Source organism: Haloarcula sp. Atlit-7R, from assembly GCF_003666065.1.
GTDB lineage: Archaea > Halobacteriota > Halobacteria > Halobacteriales > Haloarculaceae > Haloarcula > Haloarcula taiwanensis.
Genome location: NZ_QXIK01000001.1, coordinates 333,163 through 358,410, shown reverse-complemented (window position 1 = coordinate 358,410; position 25,248 = coordinate 333,163). Strand labels below are relative to the sequence as shown.

The 25,248-nt window shown below is 63.4% G+C and carries 35 protein-coding genes and 2 tRNA genes; 29 read left to right on the top strand and 8 right to left on the bottom strand.

Annotated features, from left to right (window positions below):
* Nucleotides 1-5: 5 nt before the first annotated feature.
* The gene (locus tag D3D01_RS23935; RefSeq protein WP_170083836.1) at nucleotides 6-173 is read right to left on the bottom strand and encodes a hypothetical protein; all 168 of its coding nucleotides are present in this window, start codon (nucleotides 171-173) and stop codon (nucleotides 6-8) included.
* A gap of 476 nt (nucleotides 174-649) precedes the next feature.
* Between D3D01_RS23935 and D3D01_RS01865 the strand changes: the two genes are divergently transcribed.
* Both D3D01_RS01865 and D3D01_RS01860 read left to right on the top strand, forming a co-directional pair.
* The gene (locus tag D3D01_RS01865) at nucleotides 650-883 is read left to right on the top strand and encodes a hypothetical protein (protein ID WP_101349487.1); all 234 of its coding nucleotides are present in this window, start codon (nucleotides 650-652) and stop codon (nucleotides 881-883) included.
* Between the two features lie 116 nt (nucleotides 884-999).
* Nucleotides 1,000-2,007, top strand: coding sequence for an ornithine cyclodeaminase family protein (locus D3D01_RS01860; RefSeq protein WP_121511058.1), 1,008 nt, complete (start codon nucleotides 1,000-1,002; stop codon nucleotides 2,005-2,007).
* A gap of 12 nt (nucleotides 2,008-2,019) precedes the next feature.
* Here the strand turns inward: D3D01_RS01860 and D3D01_RS01855 are convergent, their stop codons facing one another.
* The 3 genes from D3D01_RS01855 to srp19 form a co-directional block, all read right to left on the bottom strand.
* Nucleotides 2,020-3,114, bottom strand: a complete 1,095-nt coding sequence (locus tag D3D01_RS01855; protein ID WP_121511057.1) for a presenilin family intramembrane aspartyl protease PSH — start codon at nucleotides 3,112-3,114, stop codon at nucleotides 2,020-2,022.
* Nucleotides 3,115-3,178: 64 nt separating this feature from the next.
* Nucleotides 3,179-3,406 carry an H/ACA ribonucleoprotein complex subunit GAR1 gene (locus D3D01_RS01850; RefSeq protein WP_121511056.1) on the bottom strand — a complete coding sequence of 76 codons (228 nt, stop codon included), beginning with the start codon at nucleotides 3,404-3,406 and terminating at the stop codon, nucleotides 3,179-3,181.
* Complete coding sequence (gene srp19 / locus D3D01_RS01845; RefSeq protein WP_101349491.1) at nucleotides 3,403-3,681, bottom strand: signal recognition particle subunit SRP19; 279 nt, start codon at nucleotides 3,679-3,681, stop codon at nucleotides 3,403-3,405. The genes D3D01_RS01850 and srp19 overlap by 4 nt, the downstream gene beginning before the upstream one ends.
* Nucleotides 3,682-3,802: 121 nt before the next feature.
* Between srp19 and D3D01_RS01840 the strand changes: the two genes are divergently transcribed.
* Nucleotides 3,803-4,576: a CAP domain-containing protein gene (locus D3D01_RS01840; protein ID WP_121511055.1), complete on the top strand. Its 774-nt coding sequence runs from the start codon at nucleotides 3,803-3,805 to the stop codon at nucleotides 4,574-4,576.
* Nucleotides 4,577-5,458: 882 nt separating this feature from the next.
* Here the strand turns inward: D3D01_RS01840 and coxB are convergent.
* Entirely contained in the window at nucleotides 5,459-6,220 is a 762-nt protein-coding gene (coxB, locus tag D3D01_RS01835; protein ID WP_121511054.1) for a cytochrome c oxidase subunit II, read from the bottom strand.
* A 142-nt stretch (nucleotides 6,221-6,362) separates the two neighbouring features.
* Here coxB and D3D01_RS01830 point away from each other — a divergent pair, with 142 nt between their 5' ends.
* From D3D01_RS01830 to D3D01_RS01810, 5 genes are all read left to right on the top strand, one after another.
* On the top strand, nucleotides 6,363-7,754 hold the full coding sequence (locus D3D01_RS01830) for a heme o synthase (RefSeq protein ID WP_121511053.1): 1,392 nt from the start codon (nucleotides 6,363-6,365) through the stop codon (nucleotides 7,752-7,754).
* Nucleotides 7,751-8,452 carry an ABC transporter ATP-binding protein gene (locus tag D3D01_RS01825; RefSeq protein WP_121511052.1) on the top strand — a complete coding sequence of 234 codons (702 nt, stop codon included), beginning with the start codon at nucleotides 7,751-7,753 and terminating at the stop codon, nucleotides 8,450-8,452. Before D3D01_RS01830 ends, D3D01_RS01825 begins: the two co-directional genes overlap by 4 nt.
* A gap of 31 nt (nucleotides 8,453-8,483) precedes the next feature.
* Nucleotides 8,484-8,723 carry a SelT/SelW/SelH family protein gene (locus D3D01_RS01820; RefSeq protein ID WP_101349495.1) on the top strand — a complete coding sequence of 80 codons (240 nt, stop codon included), beginning with the start codon at nucleotides 8,484-8,486 and terminating at the stop codon, nucleotides 8,721-8,723.
* A gap of 271 nt (nucleotides 8,724-8,994) precedes the next feature.
* Complete coding sequence (locus D3D01_RS01815; protein ID WP_121511051.1) at nucleotides 8,995-9,936, top strand: ABC transporter ATP-binding protein; 942 nt, start codon at nucleotides 8,995-8,997, stop codon at nucleotides 9,934-9,936.
* On the top strand, nucleotides 9,933-10,673 hold the full coding sequence (locus D3D01_RS01810) for an ABC transporter permease (protein ID WP_101349497.1): 741 nt from the start codon (nucleotides 9,933-9,935) through the stop codon (nucleotides 10,671-10,673). The genes D3D01_RS01815 and D3D01_RS01810 overlap by 4 nt, the downstream gene beginning before the upstream one ends.
* Before the next feature lie 16 nt (nucleotides 10,674-10,689).
* Here the strand turns inward: D3D01_RS01810 and D3D01_RS01805 are convergent, their stop codons facing one another.
* Complete coding sequence (locus tag D3D01_RS01805) at nucleotides 10,690-11,229, bottom strand: dual specificity protein phosphatase family protein (RefSeq protein WP_121511050.1); 540 nt, start codon at nucleotides 11,227-11,229, stop codon at nucleotides 10,690-10,692.
* Nucleotides 11,230-11,390: 161 nt separating this feature from the next.
* Between D3D01_RS01805 and cofD the strand changes: the two genes are divergently transcribed.
* The 5 genes from cofD to D3D01_RS01780 all read left to right on the top strand — a co-directional run bounded on the left by cofD (nucleotide 11,391) and on the right by D3D01_RS01780 (nucleotide 14,953).
* Complete coding sequence (gene cofD / locus D3D01_RS01800) at nucleotides 11,391-12,383, top strand: 2-phospho-L-lactate transferase (RefSeq protein ID WP_121511049.1); 993 nt, start codon at nucleotides 11,391-11,393, stop codon at nucleotides 12,381-12,383.
* The gene (locus D3D01_RS01795) at nucleotides 12,383-13,129 is read left to right on the top strand and encodes a tRNA-dihydrouridine synthase (protein WP_101349500.1); all 747 of its coding nucleotides are present in this window, start codon (nucleotides 12,383-12,385) and stop codon (nucleotides 13,127-13,129) included. The genes cofD and D3D01_RS01795 overlap by 1 nt, the downstream gene beginning before the upstream one ends.
* Complete coding sequence (locus D3D01_RS01790) at nucleotides 13,102-13,965, top strand: triphosphoribosyl-dephospho-CoA synthase (RefSeq protein ID WP_101349501.1); 864 nt, start codon at nucleotides 13,102-13,104, stop codon at nucleotides 13,963-13,965. Before D3D01_RS01795 ends, D3D01_RS01790 begins: the two co-directional genes overlap by 28 nt.
* Nucleotides 13,962-14,588 (top strand): DUF447 domain-containing protein, encoded by a 627-nt coding sequence (locus D3D01_RS01785; protein ID WP_101349502.1) that lies wholly within the window; start codon nucleotides 13,962-13,964, stop codon nucleotides 14,586-14,588. The genes D3D01_RS01790 and D3D01_RS01785 overlap by 4 nt, the downstream gene beginning before the upstream one ends.
* A gap of 173 nt (nucleotides 14,589-14,761) precedes the next feature.
* Nucleotides 14,762-14,953: a 30S ribosomal protein S17e gene (locus tag D3D01_RS01780; RefSeq protein ID WP_004516807.1), complete on the top strand. Its 192-nt coding sequence runs from the start codon at nucleotides 14,762-14,764 to the stop codon at nucleotides 14,951-14,953.
* Nucleotides 14,954-15,015: 62 nt separating this feature from the next.
* Here D3D01_RS01780 and D3D01_RS01775 read toward each other — a convergent pair whose 3' ends face one another.
* Together D3D01_RS01775 and D3D01_RS01770 are read right to left on the bottom strand one after the other, a co-directional pair.
* Entirely contained in the window at nucleotides 15,016-16,077 is a 1,062-nt protein-coding gene (locus D3D01_RS01775) for an Mrp/NBP35 family ATP-binding protein (protein ID WP_121511048.1), read from the bottom strand.
* Between the two features lie 144 nt (nucleotides 16,078-16,221).
* Nucleotides 16,222-16,521, bottom strand: a complete 300-nt coding sequence (locus D3D01_RS01770) for a hypothetical protein (protein ID WP_121511047.1) — start codon at nucleotides 16,519-16,521, stop codon at nucleotides 16,222-16,224.
* A gap of 214 nt (nucleotides 16,522-16,735) precedes the next feature.
* Between D3D01_RS01770 and D3D01_RS01765 the strand changes: the two genes are divergently transcribed.
* The 16 genes from D3D01_RS01765 to D3D01_RS01690 all read left to right on the top strand — a co-directional run bounded on the left by D3D01_RS01765 (nucleotide 16,736) and on the right by D3D01_RS01690 (nucleotide 25,170).
* A tRNA-Ser gene (locus D3D01_RS01765) sits at nucleotides 16,736-16,820 on the top strand.
* A gap of 21 nt (nucleotides 16,821-16,841) precedes the next feature.
* Nucleotides 16,842-17,375, top strand: a complete 534-nt coding sequence (locus tag D3D01_RS01760; protein WP_121511046.1) for a 30S ribosomal protein S13 — start codon at nucleotides 16,842-16,844, stop codon at nucleotides 17,373-17,375.
* Nucleotides 17,375-17,890 (top strand): 30S ribosomal protein S4, encoded by a 516-nt coding sequence (locus D3D01_RS01755; RefSeq protein WP_004593562.1) that lies wholly within the window; start codon nucleotides 17,375-17,377, stop codon nucleotides 17,888-17,890. Before D3D01_RS01760 ends, D3D01_RS01755 begins: the two co-directional genes overlap by 1 nt.
* Complete coding sequence (locus D3D01_RS01750) at nucleotides 17,887-18,276, top strand: 30S ribosomal protein S11 (protein WP_005535604.1); 390 nt, start codon at nucleotides 17,887-17,889, stop codon at nucleotides 18,274-18,276. The genes D3D01_RS01755 and D3D01_RS01750 overlap by 4 nt, the downstream gene beginning before the upstream one ends.
* Nucleotides 18,277-18,279: 3 nt before the next feature.
* The gene (locus tag D3D01_RS01745; RefSeq protein WP_004593560.1) at nucleotides 18,280-19,059 is read left to right on the top strand and encodes a DNA-directed RNA polymerase subunit D; all 780 of its coding nucleotides are present in this window, start codon (nucleotides 18,280-18,282) and stop codon (nucleotides 19,057-19,059) included.
* 104 nt (nucleotides 19,060-19,163) lie between these two features.
* Nucleotides 19,164-19,248: transfer RNA gene (locus tag D3D01_RS01740), tRNA-Leu, on the top strand.
* A gap of 24 nt (nucleotides 19,249-19,272) precedes the next feature.
* The gene (locus tag D3D01_RS01735) at nucleotides 19,273-19,623 is read left to right on the top strand and encodes a 50S ribosomal protein L18e (RefSeq protein WP_004516800.1); all 351 of its coding nucleotides are present in this window, start codon (nucleotides 19,273-19,275) and stop codon (nucleotides 19,621-19,623) included.
* Nucleotides 19,620-20,057, top strand: a complete 438-nt coding sequence (locus D3D01_RS01730) for a 50S ribosomal protein L13 (RefSeq protein WP_053966097.1) — start codon at nucleotides 19,620-19,622, stop codon at nucleotides 20,055-20,057. Before D3D01_RS01735 ends, D3D01_RS01730 begins: the two co-directional genes overlap by 4 nt.
* Entirely contained in the window at nucleotides 20,051-20,449 is a 399-nt protein-coding gene (locus D3D01_RS01725) for a 30S ribosomal protein S9 (protein ID WP_004516798.1), read from the top strand. Before D3D01_RS01730 ends, D3D01_RS01725 begins: the two co-directional genes overlap by 7 nt.
* 12 nt (nucleotides 20,450-20,461) lie before the next feature.
* Nucleotides 20,462-20,662 (top strand): DNA-directed RNA polymerase subunit N, encoded by a 201-nt coding sequence (locus tag D3D01_RS01720; protein WP_004516797.1) that lies wholly within the window; start codon nucleotides 20,462-20,464, stop codon nucleotides 20,660-20,662.
* Nucleotides 20,659-20,832 (top strand): DNA-directed RNA polymerase subunit K, encoded by a 174-nt coding sequence (locus D3D01_RS01715; protein WP_004516796.1) that lies wholly within the window; start codon nucleotides 20,659-20,661, stop codon nucleotides 20,830-20,832. Before D3D01_RS01720 ends, D3D01_RS01715 begins: the two co-directional genes overlap by 4 nt.
* Nucleotides 20,833-20,834: 2 nt before the next feature.
* Complete coding sequence (eno, locus tag D3D01_RS01710) at nucleotides 20,835-22,040, top strand: phosphopyruvate hydratase (protein ID WP_101349505.1); 1,206 nt, start codon at nucleotides 20,835-20,837, stop codon at nucleotides 22,038-22,040.
* Nucleotides 22,037-22,852 carry a 30S ribosomal protein S2 gene (rpsB, locus tag D3D01_RS01705; RefSeq protein ID WP_121511045.1) on the top strand — a complete coding sequence of 272 codons (816 nt, stop codon included), beginning with the start codon at nucleotides 22,037-22,039 and terminating at the stop codon, nucleotides 22,850-22,852. The genes eno and rpsB overlap by 4 nt, the downstream gene beginning before the upstream one ends.
* Nucleotides 22,853-22,953: 101 nt before the next feature.
* Entirely contained in the window at nucleotides 22,954-23,337 is a 384-nt protein-coding gene (locus D3D01_RS01700; RefSeq protein ID WP_121511311.1) for a DUF5518 domain-containing protein, read from the top strand.
* Between the two features lie 54 nt (nucleotides 23,338-23,391).
* Nucleotides 23,392-23,772: a DUF5518 domain-containing protein gene (locus tag D3D01_RS01695; RefSeq protein ID WP_121511044.1), complete on the top strand. Its 381-nt coding sequence runs from the start codon at nucleotides 23,392-23,394 to the stop codon at nucleotides 23,770-23,772.
* Between the two features lie 60 nt (nucleotides 23,773-23,832).
* Entirely contained in the window at nucleotides 23,833-25,170 is a 1,338-nt protein-coding gene (locus D3D01_RS01690; protein WP_101349509.1) for a cytochrome P450, read from the top strand.
* The last annotated feature ends 78 nt before the right edge of the window (nucleotides 25,171-25,248 follow it).

The following is a 25,248-nucleotide window of genomic DNA, read 5'->3' as shown; positions in this document are numbered from 1 at the left end:
ACGGACTATCGCAGGTCGGCGACTTCAAGCGACTCTGTCGACTGGATCCATGCTTGGTGGTTCTCTCGGTCGTAAATTACGAATTCCTCGTCCCCGATGTTCAGTTCGGCGTATCGTCGTTCTTCGTCGTCGGTCGCGGCGTCCGTCGTGTTGTCCGTTGCGTTCGTGCTCATTGTCTCGTTTGGAATCGGTGTTCCGTTTTTCTCCGATTTAACGTATCCTTGCGTACCTAATAAGCACATGGACCCAGTTATCATCGGAGAAAATAAGAGGCATTATCACGGCACTAATCCGCTAATACAGTTCTCAAATTCTGAAAAAGGGCGTGTAGGTGGGTTTTATCCCGAGAAACAGATAGCTGGTACAACGGCTACTGTATACTGGTTCGTAGCCACTTAGTTTCGTTTTTGTGTGAAGATACCACTGGCAGACTGTGGCCGCGGGCTAGCGATACCTGCCCGCTTTGTCCTTATATTGTGAACCGCACACAGGAATTATAATACATATACTTTCCCCTGCTATCCCACTCATAACTTATGAGATTGTTACCTGACGGGTACTGAGTAAATTTGTAGGGGCCATTGTGTGCATTATCCCGTGTTTTAGGGAAACATTCATATACTCCGCTGCCCTAAAATAGCTTATACTTATGACGGGTTATTACGACATCATTCTCGGGCTCATTCCGCTCGCCATGGCTGGCATCACTGCCTCTCTGCTCGTTGCCGGCTTCGAACTGACGACGGCGATTCCGATGGCGTCTGTCGTAACAGTTGGCCTCATCGGCCATGCGATGTTCGTCCGTGCCCCCGTCGACCCGGTCCCAAGCGACGCGTCGACCCAGCAAGGCGCGCAGTCAGACCCGCTACAGACAGCGGATTAGACGGCACCCCGTCGATAACTTCTCCTGTTTTTGATAGACATCCGCTGACCGTGCGCCGCTCGAACAGATTGGTCACCGCCGGACAGTATAAGAGTCGGTCGCCCAAACGACGGAGTATGACAACAGATGCGACAGCGCTGTTCCTGCAGAGCGACGAGGTTGCCGACCTCGCTGAACCCGCCGAGTACGTCGATGTCGTCCGGGAGGGGTACCGCCAGCGTGGCGACGGTGCCCCGGCGACGCCCAGAACAACGCTGTTTTCGGACGGACCCGCCGGTATGTTGACGGGCTATCTCGCGATTCTCCCCGACACCGGTGCGATGGGTGGGTACACCTACGCGGCCGGCTTCAACGGACGGGATGCACACTTTACGCTCCCGATCTTCGACGCCGACAGCGGCGACCCGCTTGCTGTCCTTGACGGTGCAAGTATGAACCCTCACAAGACCGGCGCAGCCGGGGCCGTCGGTGTCGACGCACTGGCCCGCCGCGACGCCAGCGACCTCGCGGTCATCGGCAGCGGTGCACAGGCCCGCGGCCAAGTCCGTGCGACAGCGACGGTCCGCGACTTCGACCGCATCGAGGTGTACTCGCCGACGGCCAGTAACCGGGAGTCCTTCGCCGCGGAAATGAACGACGCGCTGGACCCGACAGTGGCGGCCGTCGCGTCCCCGGCCGCAGCAATCGAAGGGGCCGATGTCGTCATCACGGCAACCAACGCGAGCGAACCAGTGTTCGACGGCGACCTGCTCGAACCGGGAACCCATGTGACTGCGATGGGCCAGTATCACCCCGAAAAGAACGAACTTGACGCGACGACAATCGAACGCGCCACGTACGTTCCGGACTTGCGCGAACGGGTGACACAGGATGCCGGGTCGTTCATCAACGCCCTCGACGCGGGAGTTGTCGACGAAGACCACGTCCATGCTGAACTCGGTGACATCGTTGCCGGAAACGCGCACGGGCGGCAGTCACCTGAGGAGATTACAGTCTTCGACTCCGGTGGTACAGCCATCGAAACCGTCGCTGCCGGTCATCTGCTGTACGAGCGGGCGAAGGCAGAGGGCCGAGGCGAGGAGATCGAATTCGCACCTGCGAGCAAAGCCCTGACCGGTCGGTAACAGTCGCAGGACTTAGAGGTACGGACCAAGTCCGAGAGCGTCGACCAGACTGATGCCGGCGGCGAGTGCGCCGATGACGTAGCCGGCGATAGTTCCACCGTTCAACAGCGGGAGGCCTGCGTGTGCGCGCCCTTTCAGCACCATCCACAGCAGTATCGTCAGGCCGACGTAGGACCCGACCATCGCGGTCAGCGCCGGTAGCGGGATGCCAAGTACCGTCAGTACGTCCGACGAGGCGAAGAACGCGGCGCTGGCGACGAGTATCGACGGGATGATGGCGTCACCGAGACCGATAAACAGCGCGTCGCGCTCCAGCGGGTCGGCGTGACCGTCGGCACTCTCGTCTGCTTCGTCGGGATGTTCCGCCGGCTGGCTCCCATCCGCAACTGCTGGACTATCCGCGCCGGCCCCGGACTCCGCGGTCGCCGGCCCCCCGGCCGTATCGTCCGCCGTTTGGGACCCGTCACTCGTTTCGTCTTCTGCCATCGGGTCCGGTGTCGTTGCGTCGAGATAGGAGTACGACAGCGTCATCGGAATGACGAGGACAACGGGGACCCTGAGGTCCATAACGCCCGAGGCCAGCGTGAGCATGTGCTTAGTCCCGTAGACGCTGATCGCATCGTACACTGCGAGAACAGTTAGCAGGACGAGCGCTGGCAACACCCCGAAACTGATACCGAACAGGCCGGCGGCGCCGGCCCCCATCACCGCACCGGCACCGTCGATGACGTACCACTCGGGATAGACCAGCAGCGCCGTCCCCAGGCCCAGCGCTAACAGGCCGGCAACGACGTTGATGCCGCCGAAGGTGACCACCGGTGGCACCAGCACCTGAAACACGTACAGAGAGAGCCAGGCTGCAGAGAAGATGATAAGCCCGCGGATAAGCTGGTCCACGTCGTAGCGGAAGGCAAGCAACATAACGGCCGTCGCGACCAGAATCGCCCCGATGTACATGAGGCTGTTCGTGGGGTCAGACGGGTCTTCGACGGCCTGGTAACCGGCCGATTCGAAGGGCTGGACCAGCGCCAGCGCACCGAGCTGGACGAACAGGAAGATACCAGCGATGAGGCCACAACCGCCGAGGATTCGCCACCGTCGCTCCATGCACACACGTCCTGCAGGAACCGGTTTGAGCGTTACGAAGCAGGTGTGGACAGGTCAGAAGGTGTCACCTCGCGTACAGGACCGCACCGACCAGCGCTGGAAGATGTACGCCATCGTTCGGCGAAACTGCGAGATACGGGCGTTCGACCGGACCGAACACGTCGACAACGGAGCCAACGGCCTGGAGTTCCTCGTCGACCACGTCGGTTCCAACGGATGCGTACTCGTCGTCAGGTGCCCGGACGACGGCCAGCCCCTGTGCGACCCGCGAAACGGTGCCGAGACGCTTCATTCACGGAGCGCCTGCATGTAGGCTGCCACAGCCCCGAGCAGGTCGCTTTTCGTCGCATCGTCCGCGTCCTTAACGACGACTCGCCCACGGGCCTCGTACTCCCGTGGATACGCCTTGTCTCGCTCGATGACCGCGTCGTACCCGACCTGCTGGACAGCTTTCGCGATCTCGTCGACAGTCGGCTCCTCGACGGCCAAATCCAGTGCCACACGACGCCCGTCGCTTCGCGAACGGTTGGCGTCAAGCGCCGCCGGCCAGATAACGTTCTCGACCATACCGGCAGTGGCCGCCCGTGGCATATATGGGTTATCGTCACCGCCGACAGCGGGAAGGTGATAATTGAATGAAATATATGAAGAATCAAGCTTACATACCTCTGTAATCTACCCGTGGCATATGGTAAAGAAAGGGTTACTCGCTATTGCTGCCGTGGTGCTCCTCGTGGCTCTAGGGACAGGCGTTCTTATCGGAGCACAGTTTGCAGGCGGGACAGCGGACACACCGACACAGACAACGGATTCACAGAGCGATACCGGGGGTAGTAATGGCGGTAGTTCAACGGCGACGGCGACAGTCGGTAACAGTACGACGCCGACAGCAACGCCGGAATCAAACGGGACACTGACCGAGACAGCGACCCCACAGCAGGAGTCGATCCCGGCACGGGAGTTCAACGAACAGAACGTCTCGAGCTACATCCGGCAGTTCCTCAACGAGGAACGCGAAGCCGCGGGTGTCCCACCGTTCGAATCTGGGCTTCGGACCGAAAACGACCTCAATGAGATGGCAAAGAACCACAGCAAGCAGATGGCCATCGAAGGGAAGGCAATCCACAAGGTTGACGGTGTCTCCAGTAAGGACCGATACGAGAACACCGGCCTCTACGACCGGTGTACGTTCGACTCCGCAGAGGGCGAGTACATAGAGCAACCGGATCGGAACCGGTTCGAGGCGGTTGAGAAGACAGTCGCCGGCCAAACGTACGAGGAGAACGGCGAGGAGCAGTTCCACGCCACCGACAAGGAAGTCGCAAGGCAGATTGTCGATGACTGGATGGCGTGGCCGAACTACCGCGAACGGCTCACGCTCCGCAACGCCAACCTCGTCGGCATCGGCGTGGAGATAACTGACACCGGCAACGTGTACGCGACTGCCAACATCTGCGGATAGCGGTCGGACCGGACGGTCGACACGGAGGTCGTTCTGACCACTGGGCTGCTCGTGAGTGCTGCCTTGCTGCTACCGTTTCCTCTCTGTTCAGACTCTACGCTTTCGCCCAAATGCAAGCAGTGCCGTCGCTGTCCCGTTGTTCTCCGCGATCGGTGGGGAACTCGCTGGTGGCAGTACTCAATCAGTCTACAGCATTTCCCGGCATACTGCTGTCTCTCATTGCGTGGCTAAGTCAGTAGCTGTTCCCCTGACTCTCACAGGACACTTACACAACCGGCCTCACCAGCTATCATCAATCGCTAACAGTTCCTTTCAATCTCTCTCTCCGGTTGTGGCGGGTGGACCTTTGACGGTACAACCGAAGACGACTCTTCAGCACCGAAGGCGACAGAAACGCCGAGCAACACTGACACTGAAACCGGGATGCCGCCTTCCGAGGTAGCGACAGCGGAACGCTTACTATCGATGTGTGCCGGATCGAAACTCGTGACAGTCCAAGTCGCAGGTGCTTTTTCGGGCGACGTTGTGCTAGTCCGCACCTGTCAAAAAAGGAGGTTTCAATACAGTCAAGCGAATCAGTCCGGATCAACCGCGAGGTAGACACTGAGACCTGTCGAATCAGCCTATCTGTCGACGGCAAGGAAGTAGTCAGTGAGAAGTCACCAGCCACCAAAGCGTGAATCTGACAGCGGACTCAAACGGCGAAGTAACTGAAAGATGGAGCGTTCAGTGACAGAATGGCAGGTCGGCTCAGTCGTCTCTGCCTTCGATTTCGTCTGACCTATATTCACCGTCACCGTGCCGGAAATTCGCGGTTTTTAGATGAGCGTGATATTCCGTGACTCGGCAGCTCTCGAAACAAAAAGCCGCTCAGTTACCGCGTTACTCGCTGCTGCCTTCGGAGTCGCCGCCGCTCTTTTGTTCTGCCAGCCAGTCCTCGTACTCGTCCTGCGGGACGACCTCAACGGTTCCGAGCATCTGTGAGTGACCCGAGCCGCAGTACTCGGCACAGTAGAGCTGGTATGTGCCGGTATTACTCGCGCTGGTTCGGAGACGGTTGTACTGACCGGGGAACGCATCGGACTTCAGTCCGAGTCCGGGAACGTGGAACGCGTGTAGCCAGTCAGCCGATGTCACGCGCAAGGATACGTCCTGGTTAGCCGGTATCTTCAGGTCCGTTCTAGTGGTCACTTCCGCCTCGCCGTCCCAGCTCGATTCGTTGTAGTAGAACGTCCAGCCGTACCGCTGGGCCTCGACGGTAATGAGCTCAGTGTCCCGTTCCTGCAGTGCAGCCAGATCACCGGCCTCAGCGGTGACGTACGGGCTGGCCATCACCTGATAGGAAGCGACGCCGACGAACAGGAGAATGATTGCCGTCGCGATGGTCCAGGTCACTTCGAGTCGGCGGTTCTCCTGTGTGGGAAGCGCCTCCTCCTGGTTACGGAACCGCCAGACGGTGTAGATCAGAATCCCTTCGACAAGGACCGTAATTGGGATAGCGACGTACAGGAGATTCATGTTCAGCCCCCAGATGAGGCTATCCGTTGTCGAGTCCTGAATCTGTGCGGCGGCGGCCGGCTCGGCGGCGAGTGCGAGCAACGCAGCACCGAACAGAGCGACCAGACCGGCGCGTTTCCGGGTCATGGGTGCGGCTTAGGATTTCGGAGATAAATAACTGCTGTCTTCTCCGCAGCCCCTCGATTTGCAGCAATAGGGAAGCAGCACCGATCCGGATAGAGACAGCGGAATCGCGAGGTCTAAGTGGCCAGCATCGAAGGATACAATAATGGCAGAGAGCCGGACCTTTACCGGGCTGCTCGCCGCGACCGCTGTCGGCGTGTACTTGTTAGTCCTCGCCGGCGCGACAACAACGCTCACGGACGCGGCAGCAGCCTGTACGACCTGGCCGCTGTGTGACGGACCGGTCGACGTGACGAACACGGCCCTGCTGGTCGCCTGGGGCCACCGACTCGTCGCGGCCGCCGTCGGCCTCCTCGTGGTGGCCGTCGCCGTTATCGGGCTTCGCTCCGGCTGTCGTGGCCGTGTCAGGGCAGCTATCCTCCTCGGCACTGCGCTGTACCCGGTCCAGATTGCGCTGGGAGCTGTCGTCGCGACGAGCACCGAGACGGCACTCCCCGGTGCCCACCTCGCGCTGGGGATGGGCATCTTCAGTTCGTTCGTGCTGGCTCTGGCGTGGCACCTCGAAGCTGAGACGGGCAGTGACGACGAGACTCCGGTGAAGAACCCGACACCTGCGCCGGAACCGACCGGAGGCGAAGCCGCCGGCCGGCCCACGACACTCTCCCTCCGCGAACGCCTCGTCGGGACCGCGTCTGCGTACTTCCGCCTGATGAAGCCCCGGCTGATGTGGCTTCTGTGCTTGGTCGCCGCCGCCGGGATGGCGCTCGCGGCGGGCCAGACACTCACCGTTCGGACGGTGCTACTCACCCTCGGGGGCGGCGTCCTCTCTATCGGCGCGTCGGGGACGTTCAACCACGTTCTCGAACGCGATATCGACAAGCGGATGGACCGGACCTCGGACCGTCCTATCGCGACCCACCAAGTGCCGGTCCGGAACGCGCTGGCGTTCGGACTCCTCCTGTCGCTCGCCTCGCTGTGGCTGTTCTGGCAGGTGAACGCGCTCGTGGCCCTGCTCGGACTGACCGCGATTGTGTTCTACAGCGTTATCTACACGCTCGTGCTGAAGCCTAACACCGTCCAGAACACTGTCCTTGGCGGGGCTGCGGGTGCACTGCCGGCACTTATCGGCTGGGTCGCCGCCGACGGGTCGGTCGGCCTCCCCGGCGTCGTCCTCGCGGTGGTCATCTTCCTCTGGACGCCGGCGCACTTCTACAATCTCGCGCTCGCGTACAAGGACGACTACGAGGCTGGCGGCTTCCCGATGATGCCGGTCGTCCGCGGCGAGACGGAGACGCGCAAGCACATCGTCTACTATCTCGGAGCGACGCTCATCGCAGCAGGTGTTCTGGGCGTGCTCACGCCGCTGGGCTGGCTGTACGCCGTCACGTCGGTGTTGCTTGGTGCAGTGTTCCTCTGGGCAGTTATCTTACTCCACCGCGAGCAGACTGAAGCGGCGGCGTTCCGGGCGTTCCATGCGTCGAACGCCTATCTCGGAGCGGTCTTGATAGCCATCGTCATCGATGCACTGGCCCTATGAGCACCACGACAGCGACCCTCCGAGACGCGATACCGGACACGCGCTCGCTGGTCATCTTGGCGGCCGTCTTGAACGCGGAGGTCATCCTCATTCTGGGCTATATCGTCAACACGGCTCAGCCCGCGACGGACCCGTTTCTGCTGGCGTTCCCGTTCATCTGGCTCAACATCGCCGGCCTCGTGTTCCTGCGAGTGCGTCCGGAACTGCCCGGCCGCCGTCGGACGGTCGGCAGTGTAGTTATCGCTCTTGGCTATCTGTTCGTGCTGGGGTACGTCGGCGGCGTGTACGGAACGGGCGGTCAGGGAACCGGTCTCCGACTGGTCACGCAAGCCCCGCCCGGGTTCTCGCCGACGGTGGTGTTCAGCGGCGCGACCCTCAGCGTGGTGCTCATCCCGTGGAAGGTCGCCGGCTACCTGACGCTCTCGTATCTGGTATTCGTGACCGCTGTCGACGCGAGCGGCGGTGCGGTGGGCGGCATCGTCGGTCTCTTTTCCTGTGTCTCCTGTGTCCTCCCGATTATCGCGTCGATACTGGGCGGGTTCGTGGGTGTTGGTGCAACGCTGTCGCAGGCGGCGCTGTCTCAGTCGTATGGGCTCTCGACGGTGGTGTTCGTCACCTCGGTCGGCTTGCTGTACGGCGTCCATCGGTTCGACGTGATGCTCGTCGGTCGACTCCGGACGCTGATCGGCCGACGATAGAGCTTTCAGGCCGACAGGCGTGGAAGACGGTATGAGTACTGTCGAAATTGAATACTGCGTTCCCTGTGGCTTCCGTGAGCGGGCAGTGCGTGTCCAGCAGGCGATTCTGTCGGGACTCGAGCGGGAACTCGACAGCGTCCGACTGGTCATGGGTGACCACGGCGTGTTCAGGATCAGTGTCGATGACGAGACTGTCTACGACAAGGCCGAGGCCGGCGACGAGTTCGACGTGGACGCTATCGTGCGTGAGATACGGTCCCACGTCGCGTAGCAGGCCACAGTAAAACCGGTAATAAACACTGCGCCGAAGCCACCACCTGTCTGTGAAAGAGTGTCACACAACAAGCTATTTATTGTTCTGCTGTGACACTTCCGGCACATGGCGACGAAAACAGAATTCTGTGACCACTGTGAAACCAGCGTACCAGTCGTCACGGACAAGCCGTGGCTCCCCGCTGTCTGTCTGGAATGTGGCCGCAACGTGTAGCCCTTGGTCGCACGAGAACGGAACTGCTTTCGGCCACCCGACCGGACGAGGGCGCATGGACGAGGTACTGGTCGCGTCGGATGTCGGGCGGCGCTACGCCGATACGGTCGCACTCGACGGTGTGTCGCTGACGGCGACCACTGGAGAGGTGCTCGCGCTGGTCGGTCCCAACGGGGCTGGCAAGACCACCCTGGTACGGGCGTTGACCGGAACGACGGACGCGACTGGCGACGTACGACTGTTCGGCCAGTCGCCCAGAACGGTCGCTCGCGACCGAATCGGCCTGTTACCACAGTCGTTTTCGCCCCACGAGCGGCTGACGGCGCGGGAATTGCTGGAATACTACGCCGGCCTGTACGACGCGACCCGCGATGTCGAGGCCGTGCTTGACGATGTGGGGCTGGCCGACACCGCCAGCACAACATACGAGAACCTCTCGGGTGGGCAGCAGCGGCGAACCTGTGTCGCGACGGCACTGATAAACGACCCGGACCTTCTCGTACTGGACGAACCGACCACCGGTATCGACCCGGCCGGTCGGCGGGACCTCTGGCGACTGCTGGAAGGGCTCGCCGACCGCGGCGTGACGATACTCGTCACGACACACTACATGGAGGAGGCCCAGCGCCTCGCGGACCGCGTCGGTCTCCTCGCTGACGGGACGCTCATCGCACTCGACTCTCCGGACCAACTCGTGGCCGAGCACGGCGGTGACAGCCAGCTCATCGTTGATGGGTCTTTCGACGAAACTGCCGTTTCAGCAATTGACTACCCAGCGGAGACGGCAATCCGGAACGGTCGGCTGGTCGTCTACGGCATCCGTCCGGAGTCTATCGGCAACATCACCGAGGAACTGGGGCAGGCGGGTATCGAGTACGACAGCCTGACCTGGAAACAGCCTGACTTAGAGGACGTGTACCTCGAACTCACCGGGACGGCCGTCGGCCAGCGCGGTGAACCACAGCAGACGGGACCGGTCGCGGGTGGTGCCCGATGAGCCGACTGGGGCGACTCACAGCGGAGACGCGTGCGGCGTCGCTGGCCTTCCTCCGGCGACGGACAGCCGTCTTCTTCACGTTCTTCTTCCCGGTTATCATCGTCGTCATCTTCGGCGTGCTGGTCCAGACCCAGCCGGGCGGTGGCGGGCTGTTCACCGAGCCGCCGAGCTTCTATGCGCCGGGGTATCTGGCCGTCGTCGTCCTGTTTACGCCGCTGTCTCGCGTCGGAAGCGAGGTAGCCCGTCATCGGGACGGGAACCGCTTCGAGAAGCTGGCGACGACACCGCTGACCCGGACCGAGTGGTTGCTGGCACAGACACTCGTCAACGTCGTCATCATTGGTATTGCCGGTCTCCTGATTCTGGGCCTGATGGTGTGGCTCACCGGCGCGACAATCCGCCCATCCGGTCTGTTGCTGCCCTTCGTCGGCCTTGGTGTCGCGCTGTTCTGTGCCGTCGGCGCGATGCTGGGGAGCCTTGCGGACTCACAGGATGGCGTCATCGCGGCGAGCAACGGTCTCGCGCTCCCGCTGCTCTTTCTTTCGGAGACGTTCGTCCCGCAGACGCTTCTGCCCGCGTGGTTGCCGACGTGGCTCTCGCCGCTGACGTACTTCTCGCGTGGCGTCCGTGCGGCGACGACCGGCACTGGCGATGCGCTCGGCCCGCTGGCTGTTCTCGCAGTCTGTGCCGCCGTCGGCTTTGCGGTCGGTGCGCGTCTCCTTCCGCAGACAGATTGAACTCCGACGCTCTCTTCTACAGGCGTGCGACTGATGATAGCAGATCGGACAGTTCTGCTTCAGTCGCGTTGCCCGATTTAATAGCATCTCTGGGGTCGCGGCCCATCTCCTGTGCGGTCTCGATGGCGCGGTCGGGACCGTAGTCGTAATGATACACCAGCCAGGCAGCGAGTACCTGGCCGGTGCGACCGATACCGGCCAGGCAATGAACGACGACCCGTTCCTCTGTCTCGCAGGCGTCAACCAGGAACGGCAGGATATCGTCGTGGAGGCGGTCTTGAGAAATAAGTCGGTGGTCGGGAACCGGTACGTGGCGGACTGATGACGCTCCGAAGGCCTCCCGATAGCGCTGAATATTGGCCCCAGCGTCGTCGAGTTGTTGCCCGGGAAGCAGACAGCAGACCCGCTCGATGTCGTGTGCCTGCATGTGTGCGACCCACTCATCGAGGGCGTCCTGATGCGTGGCGGCCGTATGCCAGCCCGGCGCACAGGAACCGTAGACGTACTCTTCGTTGGAGGCTGCAGGCGCGAAGCGGTGTGGATTCACGATGGGCATAACACCCGTTACCCTGCCTATCTTACCGACCCTCTTCATTCTACCCACCCAGTTCTCAGCTGTGATTCTCTGAATAGAAGGGTATTCCTAGAAGGTCGCTTTCCAGACCTCATCAGTGTCAGTGACCACGTTTATACTGTCAGTTCCCTCTACGTCGAGACATGGTGACGTTTCTTGCCGGCGGGACGGGAACGCCGAAGCTCCTCGCTGGTGCCGACGACGTGTTTGCGGCGGCGGCGACGACTGTCGTCGCCAACACCGGCGACGACATCGAACTGGGAGGCCACCTCGTGTGCCCGGACCTCGATACTGTCCTGTTCTTGGAGGGTGACGTCCTCGACCGGGAGACGTGGTGGGGTATCGACGGCGACACCGCCGAGACACACGCCGAACTAACGCGGCTCGCTGACGCTGCCGAGCTTGACGGCGGGCCACGATACCTCTCCGACGAGGCACAGACAGCGGGGCGTGACATCGCTCGCTGGCGGCGCTTCTCCGGTGTCGCGGAGTTCATGCACATCGGCGACCGCGACCGCGCGATTCACGTCACGCGCACCTCGCTGCTTGATGAGGGCCGATCACTGACCGAGGTAACGCACACGCTCGCCGACGCGTTCGAACTGGACCGGACGCTGCTCCCGATGAGCGACGACCCGGTCGCTTCCATTATTCACACGCCGACCGGGCCGATGCACTTTCAAGAGTGGTGGGTCGGCCATAACGGGGAACCGCCGGTCGAAGACGTGGTGTTTCGTGGCTCAGACGCGGCCAGCGCGACGGACGCCGTTCTGACCGCGCTTGACGATACTGTTGTCATTGGTCCGTCGAACCCTGTAACTTCGCTCGGCCCGATGCTGGCCCTCGACGACATTGAGCAGGCACTCCACGAAACAACGGTCGTCGCTGTCTCCCCATTCATCGAAGACACGGTGTTCTCGGGGCCAGCAGCGGACCTGATGGCCGGCGTCGGACTTGAGCCGAGTACCGCTGGCGTGGCCGAGGCATACCCCTTCGCTGACGCGTTCGTACTGGACGACGACGACTCAACGCCGCTTGACGTGCCGGTCGTTCGGACCGACACCACCCTCGACGACGCGGCCGACGCCGAGCGGGTGAACCGCGCTGTCGAGGAGGCGCTCGCGGAGGTGACCTGATGTTCGAGCCGCGAGTCGCCCTCGCGAGTCTGAGCGGCGAGGCCGACGTATCGTGGGCGTGTGCGGTCGAGTCCCACGTCGGGTGTGCGTTCCTCGGCGGCATCGCACTCGACGAGCAGACCCGCGACGCCGCCCGGGCGATGGTGGACCGCGACCGCTCCGAGTTCCTGCCCGACGACCCGGTTGCGTTTGTCGACGACCAGTTGGCTTCGCTTGTAGACGCACCGCTTCGTCCCGCGTTCAACGTCCGGAGCACGACACTCGGCCCCGTCGAACGTACTGCTACTGTTTGTCAGCGCCACGACGCAATCATCGAGATCAATGCCCACTGCCGGCAGAACGAGATGTGCGCCGCCGGTGCTGGCGAGTCACTACTCCGGGAGCCGGACCGACTGGCGACGTTCGTGGAAGCAGCAGCGTCGACAGGGGCGACGGTCTCGGTGAAAGGGCGTGCAGAACTCGACGGTGTCTCACTCCCGGGTGTTGCACAGGCAATCGAAGAGGCCGGTGGTGACCTGTTCCACGTCGACGCGATGGATTCAGAGTCCGTTATCGACGAGGTGACCGACGCGACCGACCTGTTCGTCGTCGCGAACAACGGCGTTCGTGGGGCAGAAACCGCACGGGAGTACCTCTCGTACGGCGCCGACGCCGTCAGCGTCGGTCGCGCGAGCGACCGGCCGGCGGTCCTCGACGAGGTCCGGGCGACGACAGCGGAGTGGTTCGCATCGGAGGTGTCACCGTGACAGAGCGGTCGGTCGGACAGAACGCCCAGCTGGCGCTGCTGCTGGAGGTCTCCGGCACGCCGAAGCCCGGCAACGTCGACCGCGAGCGGGAGTACGACGATCTCCGGTTCGAGCACTTCGTCGCTGGGGCTGTCGGAGCGCGACCGGGGCTCGACCGCGCGGCCGCGGGCGACCCCATCGGTCCCGCCTTCGAGGCCGCGGTCGAAGGGATGTCGGGCCAGTCCGGCGGAAATACCCAGTTCGGAGCCCTGCTGGTGCTTACGCCGCTTGCCGCCGCAGCCGCGGACGGGCGACTGACGCCGTCGGGCGTCGACGCCGTGGTCCGCGAGACGACCGTCGAGGATGCGGCGGCGTTCTACCGTGCTTTCGAGCACGTCGACGTAGCCGTCGACGACCCGCCGGACGGACTGGAGCCGCTCGACGTTCGCCGCGGAAGCGACGCCGTCCCGGAACTCCGAGCGCGCGAGATGACGCTGTTCGACGTGATGGCGTCCAGCGCTGATGTCGACGGCGTGGCCGCAGAATGGGTCTCCGGTTTCGAGCGCGTGTTCGACGCCAGCGAGACGATACTGGCCGGCTCCGGCCCGGTCGCCGACCGCGCATCCGACGCTTTCCTCGAACTGCTCGCGGCGGACGTAGACACTTTCGTCGTCACGCGACAGGACCGCGAGACCGCCGCCGAAGTACAGCGCCGGGCGCAGGCCGTTCTCGACGGCGAGGAGGACGCCACGGCGCTGGCCGAGGAGTTCGTCGAGCGGGACATCAACCCCGGGACGACCGCCGACATCGTCGCGGGCGCGCTGTTCGTCGCGCTGGAGCGGGGGCTGGACGTGTGACCGGGGAACCGTCGGCGGGTGACGGGGGTGACTCCAGTAGCTCCGTGACGGCATGGCCCGTCGCGCTCGCTGGCGTCTCCGAGACCGTCGTGACCACGCTGGGACCGAACGAGCGCTGGAACGTCGCCGCCCTCGGTGTCCACGCGCCCGACGGCGAAGGGCCCGCCACGGCGACGACGTGGGGCCGGACCCGGACCTGGCGGAACTTCCGAGAGCGTGGCGGCGGCTACGTCCAGTTCACCCGGGACCCGGTGGACTTCGCCGAGGCGGCGCTGTCGGTTCGGGAAGCAGACGAGCCGATTCTGGACAGCGCGGACGCGTGGGTCGAAGTGACCGTCGTCCGGCGAGACGCCGGCACGGAGGGCGACACCCAGTGGGTCGAGTGGGCGCTCGAACCCGTTGACAGCGCCGTGGAGCGACGCGTCGTGCCGACGACGAACCGCGGCCACGCCGCCGTCGTTGAGGCGACCGTCGCGGCCTCGCGGCTGGACGTGCCGAGCTACGACCGCGAGACGCTGCTGGACCGGATCGCGTACTTCGAGTCAGTTGTCAAAACAGCTGGTAGCGAACGCGAACAGGTGGCTTTCGAGCGGGTCCGCGATCTGGTCGATGCCGAGTGGTAGGTGGGCAAGCAGGCGACACACGCTATATCATGACAGGCTGTGTCGCACTTCCGCGGGACCTGCCACGGCGACAGTCAGCGCACGGTCCCGGCTCGCTCCGTTCCTCCTGATAAACGTTCGCGTGCGTGGTCCGTTCCGAACCCTTTTTGAGTGCGACCAAGCAAGTAGCGCGCATGGCAATCAAACCCGCCTACGTCAAGAAGACCGGGACGCTCCTCATGGAGCGATACCCCGACGCCTTCGGCGCAGACTTCGAACACAACAAAGACGTCGTCGAGGAACTGACAAACATCGAGTCCAAGGGCGTCCGCAACCGCATCGCCGGCTACGTCACCCGGAAGATGAACAACCCAGTCGAAGCGTAACTCGGTTCTTTCTCTCTGTCTCCCGCGGCATCTGAGCGGCCGCTCTCTTCAGTTACTGCCCGCTACTGTTCTGGCTGTGCACGCTGGCTGTCACTCTGGCGTTTCCGGTGGATGATGCCCTGCATATTCGCCGTGCGGGCGGCGATATCCCGGAACGACTCGCCGACATCGCTGTTCTCGTCGAGGACCAGCGGCTCCCCGGTCGTGCCCCCTTCCCTGACTTCGGGGTCGAGCGGAATCTCGCCGAGGAACGGCATCTCCGTCTCGTCGGCGAACTCGCGGCCGCCGCCGCTGCCGAAGATGTCATGCGTGCCGCCACAGTCCGGGCAGACGAACGACGACATGTTCTCAACGATTCCCAGCACGGGAGTTTCGTGGCGGCCGAACATCCGAAGCCCCTTCCGGGCGTCGTCGAGCGCGACCTCCTCCGGCGTGGTGACGATGACGGCTCCTGAGACGGGCACCTGCTGGAGCATCGTCAGTTGCGTGTCGCCGGTCCCGGGCGGCAGGTCCACAATCATGTAGTCGAGTTCGCCCCAGAGCACGTCGTCCCACAGCTGGGTGAGGACGTTGTCGACCATCGGGCCGCGGAAGATGACCGGGTCGTCCTTGCCGACGAGGAAGTCCATGCTCATCAGCTTCATCCCGTGCTTCTCCACAGGGATGATCTCCTCGTCTTCTGTCGCACGCGGCTGCTCATCGGCGTCAAGCATCCGGGGGACGTTCGGGCCGTACACGTCGGCGTCGAACAGGCCGACGCGGGCACCGAGCCGCGAGAGACCTGCAGCGAGGTTCACCGCGACGGTCGACTTGCCCACACCGCCCTTGCCCGAGGCGACCGCGATGACGTTTTTGACTTTCGGAAGTGGGTCCTCCGCTTCCGGGACGCCACGGTCGACGCTCGCCGAGAGATCTATTTCGCGGTCGGTGTCGCCCAGCGCCTCGCGGACCTCGTTCGCGATGCTCGTCTCAGTCGGCGAGTACGGCGCACCGAGCGCCAGGTCGATGCTGACCTCGTCGTCAGTCACGTCGATGCTGTTAATCAGCCCGAGTGAGACGATGTCGGCTCCCAGATCCGGGTCCTCGACCGTTCGCAGGCGCTCGCGTACGTCGTCTGTATTCATGCACAGGAGTAGGTCCCGGAGGTGCGATAAGGATTGTGACACCGCCGGACACGGCAGCCGTCGAACGACGCCAGCGGTGTGACGAACTCTCTATCGCGCATGCGGGCACGCGATCAAGCGGAGACGTACAGCGGCGATGTTGGATCAGGGGCGTCGAAACACGTAGGCGCCGCCGTTGTCAAGTTCTGCGCGTAACTCGCCGCTATCGTGGTTGAACACGAGCCGCTCCGGCATCCCGTCGAACGAGTGTAGTGGCATTCCGGTGTCGATTGCTCCGTCGGGAGTCACTGCGATGTGTGTTCGGCCACTGAACTCAGCCCGGAGCGTTCCGTCGTCTGCCTCGGTCACAGCGGCAGGTCCTGCGAACTGTTCCAGCTGGTCGCGGACCGCCGTTCGGTTGGTCGGGTCGACGGTGCTGCCGCCATCGGCGACGCGCCGGTGCATGTGTGGACGCACGCAGTCCCACGGGGAATATCTTAGGCCGCCGTCTACATGGTGGGACTTGGTATTACATGTCTCAGTGGCCATGTTGAACACTCACGCGGCAGACCACCTTCGTTGCGTTTAAATACAACCCCGGAATAGAATCGGATAGACTCGTGTAGGGGGATTGGCCCCCGAGTCCGCGTGCCGCGGGCGCGAGTGTCATAGAACGCGTGTCGTGGTAGCCAAGCCTGGCCCAAGGCGCAGGGTTGCTAACTCTGTGGCGTACAGCCTCCGGGGTTCGAATCCCCGCCACGACGCTCACCCATCAGTACCTACATATGAGTGCAGAAGACCCCAACGCGGGCGAGGACGCGGATGCCGAAGAGGAGGAAGACATCCGCTATTTCGTCCGTATCGGACAGACAGACCTCGACGGGACGAAATCCGTCGAGCGAGCACTGACAGAACTGAACGGTATCGGCCATCGGGCCGCCCGAATCATCGCCCAGAAAGCGGATGTCGACCGGCGCGCTGTCTTCGGCAAACTCGACGACGACGTCATCGAGCGCGTTGTCGACCACGTCGAGAACTTCGCCGACGAGGTGCCCGAGTGGATGGCCAACCACCAGAAGGATTACTTCACTGGTGAGACCACCCACGAGACCGGCAACGACCTCCAGCTTACCCGCCGGCAGGATATCAACCGCATGAAGATGATCGACTCCTACCGCGGTATCCGCCACAAGCGCGGCCAGAAGGTCCGTGGACAGCGAACCAAGTCCACTGGCCGGACGGAGGGTACCATCGGCGTCAACGTCGAGGCGATCAAAGAAGAGCAGGCCGAAGATGCCGCCACGGAGGATGACGAATAATGGCACTTGGCTCAAACACGAAGTTCTACGAGACGCCGAACCACCCCTTCCAGGGCGAGCGCATTGCCGACGAGGCCAACCTCATCGGCCGCTACGGCCTGAAAAATAAAGAAGAGCTCTGGCGCGCACAGTCCGAGCTTCGTGGCTACCGTCGTGAGGCCCGGAAGCTGCTGGGCAGCGCCGGCGAGCACGAGACTGAGTCCGAGGAGTTCCTCGCTCGGCTCAAGCGCTACGGCATCCTCAACGAGCAGGACCAGCTCGACGACGTGCTGTCGCTCGACGTGACCGACGTGCTGGAACGCCGCCTGCAGACGGTCGTTTACCGCAAGGGCTACGCGAACACGCCCGAGCAGGCCCGCCAGTTCATCGTCCACGGACACATCGTGCTGGACGACGCTCGAGTTACCCGACCCGGAATGACGGTGGAGACCGCCGTCGAGAGCTCGGTCGGCTTCGACGAGCACAGCTCGCTGTCGGACGAACTCCACCCTGAGCGCGCGGAGGCCCAAGAATGAGCGAAGACACCGAAGACATCTGGGGCATCGCCCACGTGCACGCATCGTTTAACAACACGATCATCACCATCACCGACCAGACCGGGGCAGAGACGCTCGCAAAGAGCTCCGGCGGGACGGTCGTCAAGCAGAACCGCGACGAGGCGTCGCCGTACGCGGCGATGCAGATGGCTGAGGTCGTTGCGGAGAAGGCCCTCGACCGTGGCGTCGAAGGCGTCGACGTTCGGGTCCGCGGTCCCGGCGGCAACCTCCAGACCTCGCCCGGCCCGGGTGCGCAGGCGACGATCCGCGCACTCGCCCGAGCTGGTCTGGAGATCGGTCGCATCGAGGACGTCACGCCGACCCCGCACGACGGTACTCGTGCACCCAAGAACTCCGGATTCTAACCAATGACACAGGACTACGAGGTTGAGTTCGTCGAACGCGGCGAGCGCGAGGCCCGCATCCTCGTGCGCGGCATCACGCCAGCTTTCGCCAACGGCATCCGGCGAGCGATGGTCGCGGACGTACCGACGTTCAGTATCGATACCGTCCGCGTCATCGAGAACACCAGCGTGATGTTCAACGAGCAGATCGGTCTCCGACTGGGACTGGTCCCGCTGACGACCGACCTCGACGACTTCGAGATCGGCGACGAGGTGACGTTGTCGCTGTCCGTCGACGGGCCGGCCACGGCCTACTCCAGTGACCTCGTTTCCTCGGACCCGATGGTCGAGGCCGCTGACGACAACATCCCGATCATCGATCTCAAGGAGGGCCAACGTCTTGAAGTCGAGGCCGACGCCGTCCTCGACACCGGTCGGGAACACGCCAAACATCAGGGTGGCGTGGCCGTCGGCTACCGACACCTCCAGCAGGTGGAGGTCGTCGGCGACCTCGGCGAGTTCGAGGACGACGATCCGAACATCCTGCGTGGCGTCATCGAAGAGCAGGCGGCCGAACACGCCGCCGGCGACGCCACCAACGGCGAACTCGTCGCGACAGACGAGTTCGACAACGACCTCCGGAACCGCTACCCCGGCAAAGATGTCGAGGTTTCAGACGTGCCGAACGCGTTCGTGTTCCACGTCGAGACGGACGGGTCGTTCACCACCGAGGAACTGGTCCTGCGCGCGGTCGAGACGCTGCGTGACCGCGCGACCGAACTGAAAGACGCAGTCCAGCTGTAACGATACAATGCCCCGATACACCCCACCACGGCCGATGACCGCCCGCTCCCCGAGCGCGAGGACCGAAAGGGGTTTTACGGGGCACGCAAAACGAACAATCGCGCGCAGGGATAGCCAAGTTTGGCCAACGGCGCAGCGTTCAGGGCGCTGTCCCGTAGGGGTCCGCAGGTTCAAATCCTGCTCCCTGCACTTTTCCCACAACGGAGGAATCATATGAGTAAGACGAACCCGAGACTCAGTAGTCTCATCGCCGACCTGAAGTCAGCCGCCCGCAGTTCGGGCGGTGCTGTCTGGGGCGACGTCGCCGAGCGCTTAGAAAAGCCACGGCGCACACACGCGGAAGTCAACCTCGGCCGTATCGAACGATACGCCCAGGAAGACGAGACCGTGGTCGTGCCCGGCAAGGTGCTTGGCTCCGGTGTCCTGCAGAAGGACGTCACCGTCGCCGCTGTCGACTTCTCCGGAACCGCCGAGACGAAGATCGACCAGGTTGGAGAGGCTGTATCACTCGAACAGGCAATCGAAAACAACCCAGAAGGCTCCCACGTCCGGGTGATCCGATGAGCGTCGCAGAGTTCGACGCGGATGTCATCATTGACGCCCGCGACTGTATCATGGGCCGCGTCGCATCACAGGTCGCCGAACAGGCACTCGACGGCGAGACGGTCGCCGTCGTCAACGCTGAACGCGCCGTGATCACCGGCCGAGAGGAGCAGATAACGGAGAAGTACAAGAAACGCGTCGACATCGGTAACGACAACGGGTACTTCTACCCCAAGCGACCGGACGGCATCTTCAAGCGCACCATCCGCGGCATGCTGCCCCACAAGAAGCAGCGTGGCCGCGAGGCGTTCGAGAACGTCCGTGTCTACCTCGGCAACCCGTACGACGAGGACGGCGAGGTTCTAGACGGCACGTCGCTTGACCGACTGTCGAACATCAAGTTCGTCACGCTGGGCGAAATCAGCGAAACGCTTGGAGCGAACAAGACATGGTAACGAACACGTCTGGCAAGAAGAAGACCGCCGTCGCCCGCGCGACCGTACGCGAGGGCGAGGGCCGCGTGCGTATCGACTCGCAGCCGGTCGAACTCGTCGACCCCGAGCTGGCGCAGCTCAAGATGCTGGAACCGTTCCGCATCGCCGAGGACGACCTCCGCGGCGAAGTCGACGTCGAGGTGTCCGTCGAAGGTGGCGGCGTCATGGGGCAGGCAGACGCCGCCCGAACCGCCATCGCTCGCGGCCTCGTCGACCACACCAACGACGCCGAACTCCGCGACGCGTTCATGGAGTTCGACCGCTCGCTGCTGGTCAACGACGTTCGCCAGTCCGAACCCAAGAAGTGGGGCGGCCCCGGTGCGCGGGCCCGCTACCAGAAATCGTACCGCTAAGGTGATACAGGTATGATGGTACCGGTTCGGTGTTTCACGTGCGGTAATGTCGTCGGCGAACACTGGGAGGAGTTCAAGGCACGCACCCGCGAGGCCGAGGAGCCAGAGGACCCGGAGAAGGTCCTCGACGAACTCGGCGTCGAGCGGCACTGCTGTCGCCGGATGCTCGTCTCGCACAAAGACCTCGTCGACATCGTCTCACCCTACCAATGAACGCACAGGAAAGCCGCTACGAGAAGGCCCGCAAACTCGGCGCACGAGCGCTGCAGTTGGCCCACGGTGCTCCCGTGCTCATAGAGACGGAACACACCCAGCCGATACTCATCGCCGCCGAGGAGTACGACGCTGGCGTCCTACCGTTTACGGTCAACAGGAGTGACTAACGATGACGCTCATCACTGACATCCGACTCCGCCGCGTCCTCGACTCCCGCGGGAACGCGACCGTCGAGGCCGACGTTCTCACCGAGAGTGGGGGCTTCGGTCGTGGCAAGGCACCGAGCGGCGCAAGCACGGGCGAGTACGAGGCCATCGAACTCCCCGCCAACGAGGCCATCGCCAACGCCCGCGAGGAAGCACTCCCGCGGCTCATCGGCGAAGTCCACGCCGGGAACCAGCGCGACGTCGACGCGGCGCTCCACGCCGCTGACGGTACCGACGACTTCTCCGGTATCGGAGCCAACAGCGCCGTCGCCATCTCCATGGCGGCCGCGAAGGCCGGTGCCGACGTGCTCGGCGCGCCGCTGTACCAGCACCTCGGCGGCACATTCCGGGGCAACGAGTACCCGACGCCGCTGGGCAACATCATCGGTGGCGGCGAGCACGCCGCGGACGCGACCAACATCCAGGAGTTCCTCGCGGCCCCTGTCGGCGCACCGAGTGTCGAGGAGGCCGTCTTCGCCAACGCTGCGGTCCACCAGGAGGTCCACGACATTCTGGCCGACCGCGACCTGCCAGCGGGCAAGGGCGACGAAGGCGCTTGGGCACCGTCCGTCTCGGACGACGAAGCGTTCGAGATCATGGACGAGGCCGTCGAAGCTGTCGCCGACGACTTTGGCTTCGCAATCTCCTTTGGCCTTGACGTCGCCGGCGCGGAACTCTACGACGACGAGGCGGACGGCTACGTCTATGACGACGGCGTCAAATCCACCGAAGAGCAGATCGAGTACATCGCCGGGAAGGTCGAGGAGTACGACCTCGTTTACGTCGAGGACCCCCTCGACGAGAACGACTACGAGGCCTTTGCGGACCTGACCGCACAGGTCGGGGACCAGACGCTCGTCTGTGGCGACGACCTGTTCGTTACGAACGTCGAGCGCCTGCAGGCCGGTATCAACGCCGACGCCGGGAACTCCATCCTGATCAAGCCGAACCAGATCGGGACGCTCACCGACGCCGTCGACGCCATCGAACTGGCGACGGCAAGCGGCTACGAGTCCGTTGTTTCCCACCGCAGTGGTGAGACGGAAGACACGACAATTGCACACCTCGCTGTCGCCACTGACGCACCGTTCATCAAGACCGGCGCGGTCGGCGGCGAGCGCACAGCCAAGCTGAACGAACTAATCCGTATCGAGGACAACGCAGTATGAGCGGCAACGAAAAAGAAGGTCTCGACGCGTCCGATTCCGACTTCGACCCGTCCGAGGAGGACGGCGAAGCGGTCGACGCGGAGACCGAAACGGAAGCCGAACAGCCCGCCGACGACGCCGAAGAGGCGACAGAGGCCGAACCAACTGACGAAAACACAGACGCCGACGAAGCGGCTGACGAGGCCGCCGGTCCACAGCTGGACGAGGACGTCATGCCCGACGAGCAGTCGGAGGCCGACCTCCTCATCCCCGTCGAGGACTACCTCGGCGCTGGTGTCCACATCGGGACCCAGCAGAAGACCCAGGACATGGAGCGGTTCATCCACCGCGTCCGGACCGACGGGCTGTACGTGCTGGACGTCTCGATGACCGACGAGCGTATCCGCACCGCCGCGGATTTCCTGGCCAACTACGAGCCGGAGCAGATTCTGGCCGCGTCGTCGCGCCAGTACGGCCGGTTCCCGGCCGAGAAGTTCGCCGAAGCCATCGGGGCGCGCGTCCGCACCGGCCGGTTCATCCCCGGCACGCTGACCAACCCCGACTACGACGGCTACATCGAGCCGGACATCGTGGTCGTCACTGACCCCATCGGTGACGCCCAGGCCGTCAAGGAGGCCATCACGGTCGGCATCCCGGTCATCGCGATGTGTGACTCCAACAACACCACGTCGAACGTCGACCTGGTCGTCCCGACGAACAACAAGGGGCGCAAGGCGCTGTCGGTCGTCTACTGGCTGCTGGCCAACGAGACGCTCGACCGCCGCGGTGCCGAGCCGACGTACGGGCTCGACGACTTCGAGTCCGACCTCTAACGTCGCTGAACTGTTTCGTTTTCCGGCCCGCTGACCCACGAGTGACAACGCCGGTGTCGCCAACACAAGACCTACCACGGGGCCCGGAGTACCACCGGGAAATGGGAGAGGGAGACACATTCGTCAACGCCGTCATCGGTGCCGTCGCGACCGCACTTCTGAGTGGGTTCGTCCCGCTCACGCCGCTGCTCGGCGGTTGCATCGCCGGCTATTTTGAAGGGGGTGAGCGAGACGACGGAGTCCGCGTCGGGCTGCTGTCCGGCGTCGTCGGGCTGGCGATTTCGCTAGTCTTCTTCATTATCGTGTTCGTCTTCCTGGCCGCGTTCTTGGCCTTCGTTCCCGAAGCGCTTGGCCTGTTCGGCGCGATGGGACTGCTCGTGCTCGTAGTGGGGACGGTCATGACGGTCGCATATTTCCTCGGATTGAGTGCACTCGGTGGCTGGCTGGGCAACTACGTCAGGTACGACACGACCATCGGCGACTGACCGCCCCCGCTGTCGATAGCTACATCACTCGGGCCGCCACTACGAGCAACGCATATGCGTGAGTTCGCTCGAAACGCCGGTATCGGGGCGCTCGTCACGATTGCCCTGTCCGTCGTCCCCTTCTCGTCGATAGCCGGCGGTGCCGTGGCCGCGGCCAATCACGGCGGCGGCTACCGGGCGGGGCTCTGGCTGGGGACGCTGGCCGGCGTCTGTGCGATGGTCCCGTTGCTCGCGCTCTTCCTCCCGGCGCTGTATATCGCCGGCCTCCTCGGGTTCGGGATTCCACCCGGCGCACCGGGGTACGACCTGTTTCTGGCGCTCGTGTTCAGCTTCTTTCTGCTGTACACTGTCGGGCTCAGCGCCCTCGGTGGCCTCGGCGGCGTCTGGGTATCGGTACACACCAGCTGGGACATAGACGCCGACCGCTGGCTCTGAACCGCGCGCTTCCAGCCATTTGGCACACCATTCAAGCGTGTTCGACACTAACAGTAGTCGATGTCAAAGACGCCGCCCGGACCGAAGGGCGAACCGCTGTTCGGCAGTAGTCGCACGTACGCTCGGGACCCGTTTCGGTTCATCTCAGCGCTGGAGCGGGCCTATGGTGATGTTGCCCGCTTCGACATGGGGCCGATGGATACGGTCATGCTGTGTGACCCAACGGCAATCGAGCGGGTACTGGTTTCAGAGGCCGAGCGGTTCCGCAAACCCGACTTTCAGGGAGATGCGCTCGGGGACCTGCTGGGGGACGGACTGCTGTTGAGTGAAGGCGAAACGTGGGAGCAACAGCGAAAGCTCGCCAATCCAGCGTTCTCGATGGCTCGACTTTCGGGGATGGCTGACCGCATCACCGGCCACGCGGAGGACCGCATCGCCGACTGGTCTCACGGCGATGTTATCGACGCCGAGCAGTCGATGACCCGAGTGACGCTGGACGTGATCTTGGACCTGATGATGGGCGTCGAACTCTCCGAACAGCGAGTCCGCACAATCGAGGAACAACTGTTGCCACTGGGCCAGCGGTTCGAGCCCGACCCCATTCGGTTCGCCATGCCACAGTGGATGCCGATGCCTGACGACGCCGAGTTCAACCGCGCCGTGCGGACGCTGGACGAGGTGCTGGACGACATCATCGAGGTCCGCGAGGACTCGGTCGGGACAGCTGAAGACGGTCCGATGGACTTCCTGTCGGTACTCCTGCGTGCCCGCGACGAGGGGAATCAGTCGCCCGAGCAACTGCGCGATGAGATGATGACAATGCTGCTTGCGGGCCACGACACGACGGCGCTGACGCTGACCTACACCTGGTTCCTGCTGTCGGAACACCCTGAAGTCGAACAGCGAGTCCACGAGGAACTGGACGATGTTGTCGGCGACGACCGGCCGGGGATGGAACACGTCCGCGAACTGGACTACCTCGAATGGGTAATTCAGGAAGCGATGCGACTCTACCCGCCCGTGTACACCATTTTCCGGGAGCCGACAGAGGACGTGACGCTGTCCGGCTACGATGTCGAGGCCGGGACGACGCTGATGGTTCCACAGTGGGGCGTCCACCGATCCGAACGGTTCTACGACGACCCCGAGTCGTTCGACCCGGAGCGCTGGAAGCCCGAGCGAGCGAGCGAGCGGCCGCGGTTCGCCTACTTCCCGTTCGGTGGCGGCCCGCGTCACTGCATCGGGAAGCACCTCGCAATGCTCGAAGCACAGCTCATCACCGCAACGACGGCCAGCCAGTACCGACTGGAGTTCCAAGGCGAGACGCCGCTGGAGTTGCTACCGTCGCTGACTGCCCACCCCCGGCAGGAAATGTCGATGCGAGTGCAGGAGCGGTAGCGCGGACTCCGACGGGACTACTCCGACGTCGCTGTTGCCTCCCGCAGTGGGCGCTCTACGTGACCGTCGGCGAACTGT

What these genes read in the sequence shown, in the direction of transcription:
- D3D01_RS01810 (WP_101349497.1), top strand. Translation starts at nt 9,933, where the DNA reads ATGAGCCGACTGGGGCGACTCACAGCGGAGACGCGTGCGGCGTCGCTG.
- srp19 (WP_101349491.1), bottom strand. Translation starts at nt 3,681, where the DNA reads ATGGTCGAGAACGTTATCTGGCCGGCGGCGCTTGACGCCAACCGTTCG.
- D3D01_RS01820 (WP_101349495.1), top strand. Translation starts at nt 8,484, where the DNA reads ATGAGTACTGTCGAAATTGAATACTGCGTTCCCTGTGGCTTCCGTGAG.
- D3D01_RS01780 (WP_004516807.1), top strand. Translation starts at nt 14,762, where the DNA reads ATGGCAATCAAACCCGCCTACGTCAAGAAGACCGGGACGCTCCTCATG.
- D3D01_RS01760 (WP_121511046.1), top strand. Translation starts at nt 16,842, where the DNA reads ATGAGTGCAGAAGACCCCAACGCGGGCGAGGACGCGGATGCCGAAGAG.
- D3D01_RS01750 (WP_005535604.1), top strand. Translation starts at nt 17,887, where the DNA reads ATGAGCGAAGACACCGAAGACATCTGGGGCATCGCCCACGTGCACGCA.
- D3D01_RS01735 (WP_004516800.1), top strand. Translation starts at nt 19,273, where the DNA reads ATGAGTAAGACGAACCCGAGACTCAGTAGTCTCATCGCCGACCTGAAG.
- D3D01_RS01700 (WP_121511311.1), top strand. Translation starts at nt 22,954, where the DNA reads ATGGGAGAGGGAGACACATTCGTCAACGCCGTCATCGGTGCCGTCGCG.
- D3D01_RS01745 (WP_004593560.1), top strand. Translation starts at nt 18,280, where the DNA reads ATGACACAGGACTACGAGGTTGAGTTCGTCGAACGCGGCGAGCGCGAG.
- rpsB (WP_121511045.1), top strand. Translation starts at nt 22,037, where the DNA reads ATGAGCGGCAACGAAAAAGAAGGTCTCGACGCGTCCGATTCCGACTTC.
- D3D01_RS01695 (WP_121511044.1), top strand. Translation starts at nt 23,392, where the DNA reads ATGCGTGAGTTCGCTCGAAACGCCGGTATCGGGGCGCTCGTCACGATT.
- D3D01_RS01860 (WP_121511058.1), top strand. Translation starts at nt 1,000, where the DNA reads ATGACAACAGATGCGACAGCGCTGTTCCTGCAGAGCGACGAGGTTGCC.
- D3D01_RS01690 (WP_101349509.1), top strand. Translation starts at nt 23,833, where the DNA reads ATGTCAAAGACGCCGCCCGGACCGAAGGGCGAACCGCTGTTCGGCAGT.
- D3D01_RS01715 (WP_004516796.1), top strand. Translation starts at nt 20,659, where the DNA reads ATGAACGCACAGGAAAGCCGCTACGAGAAGGCCCGCAAACTCGGCGCA.
- D3D01_RS01795 (WP_101349500.1), top strand. Translation starts at nt 12,383, where the DNA reads ATGTTCGAGCCGCGAGTCGCCCTCGCGAGTCTGAGCGGCGAGGCCGAC.
- D3D01_RS01805 (WP_121511050.1), bottom strand. Translation starts at nt 11,229, where the DNA reads ATGCCCATCGTGAATCCACACCGCTTCGCGCCTGCAGCCTCCAACGAA.
- D3D01_RS23935 (WP_170083836.1), bottom strand. Translation starts at nt 173, where the DNA reads ATGAGCACGAACGCAACGGACAACACGACGGACGCCGCGACCGACGAC.
- D3D01_RS01815 (WP_121511051.1), top strand. Translation starts at nt 8,995, where the DNA reads ATGGACGAGGTACTGGTCGCGTCGGATGTCGGGCGGCGCTACGCCGAT.
- eno (WP_101349505.1), top strand. Translation starts at nt 20,835, where the DNA reads ATGACGCTCATCACTGACATCCGACTCCGCCGCGTCCTCGACTCCCGC.
- coxB (WP_121511054.1), bottom strand. Translation starts at nt 6,220, where the DNA reads ATGACCCGGAAACGCGCCGGTCTGGTCGCTCTGTTCGGTGCTGCGTTG.
- D3D01_RS01840 (WP_121511055.1), top strand. Translation starts at nt 3,803, where the DNA reads ATGGTAAAGAAAGGGTTACTCGCTATTGCTGCCGTGGTGCTCCTCGTG.
- cofD (WP_121511049.1), top strand. Translation starts at nt 11,391, where the DNA reads ATGGTGACGTTTCTTGCCGGCGGGACGGGAACGCCGAAGCTCCTCGCT.
- D3D01_RS01770 (WP_121511047.1), bottom strand. Translation starts at nt 16,521, where the DNA reads ATGCACCGGCGCGTCGCCGATGGCGGCAGCACCGTCGACCCGACCAAC.
- D3D01_RS01850 (WP_121511056.1), bottom strand. Translation starts at nt 3,406, where the DNA reads ATGAAGCGTCTCGGCACCGTTTCGCGGGTCGCACAGGGGCTGGCCGTC.
- D3D01_RS01830 (WP_121511053.1), top strand. Translation starts at nt 6,363, where the DNA reads ATGGCAGAGAGCCGGACCTTTACCGGGCTGCTCGCCGCGACCGCTGTC.
- D3D01_RS01825 (WP_121511052.1), top strand. Translation starts at nt 7,751, where the DNA reads ATGAGCACCACGACAGCGACCCTCCGAGACGCGATACCGGACACGCGC.
- D3D01_RS01725 (WP_004516798.1), top strand. Translation starts at nt 20,051, where the DNA reads ATGGTAACGAACACGTCTGGCAAGAAGAAGACCGCCGTCGCCCGCGCG.
- D3D01_RS01775 (WP_121511048.1), bottom strand. Translation starts at nt 16,077, where the DNA reads ATGAATACAGACGACGTACGCGAGCGCCTGCGAACGGTCGAGGACCCG.
- D3D01_RS01755 (WP_004593562.1), top strand. Translation starts at nt 17,375, where the DNA reads ATGGCACTTGGCTCAAACACGAAGTTCTACGAGACGCCGAACCACCCC.
- D3D01_RS01865 (WP_101349487.1), top strand. Translation starts at nt 650, where the DNA reads ATGACGGGTTATTACGACATCATTCTCGGGCTCATTCCGCTCGCCATG.
- D3D01_RS01855 (WP_121511057.1), bottom strand. Translation starts at nt 3,114, where the DNA reads ATGGAGCGACGGTGGCGAATCCTCGGCGGTTGTGGCCTCATCGCTGGT.
- D3D01_RS01730 (WP_053966097.1), top strand. Translation starts at nt 19,620, where the DNA reads ATGAGCGTCGCAGAGTTCGACGCGGATGTCATCATTGACGCCCGCGAC.
- D3D01_RS01720 (WP_004516797.1), top strand. Translation starts at nt 20,462, where the DNA reads ATGATGGTACCGGTTCGGTGTTTCACGTGCGGTAATGTCGTCGGCGAA.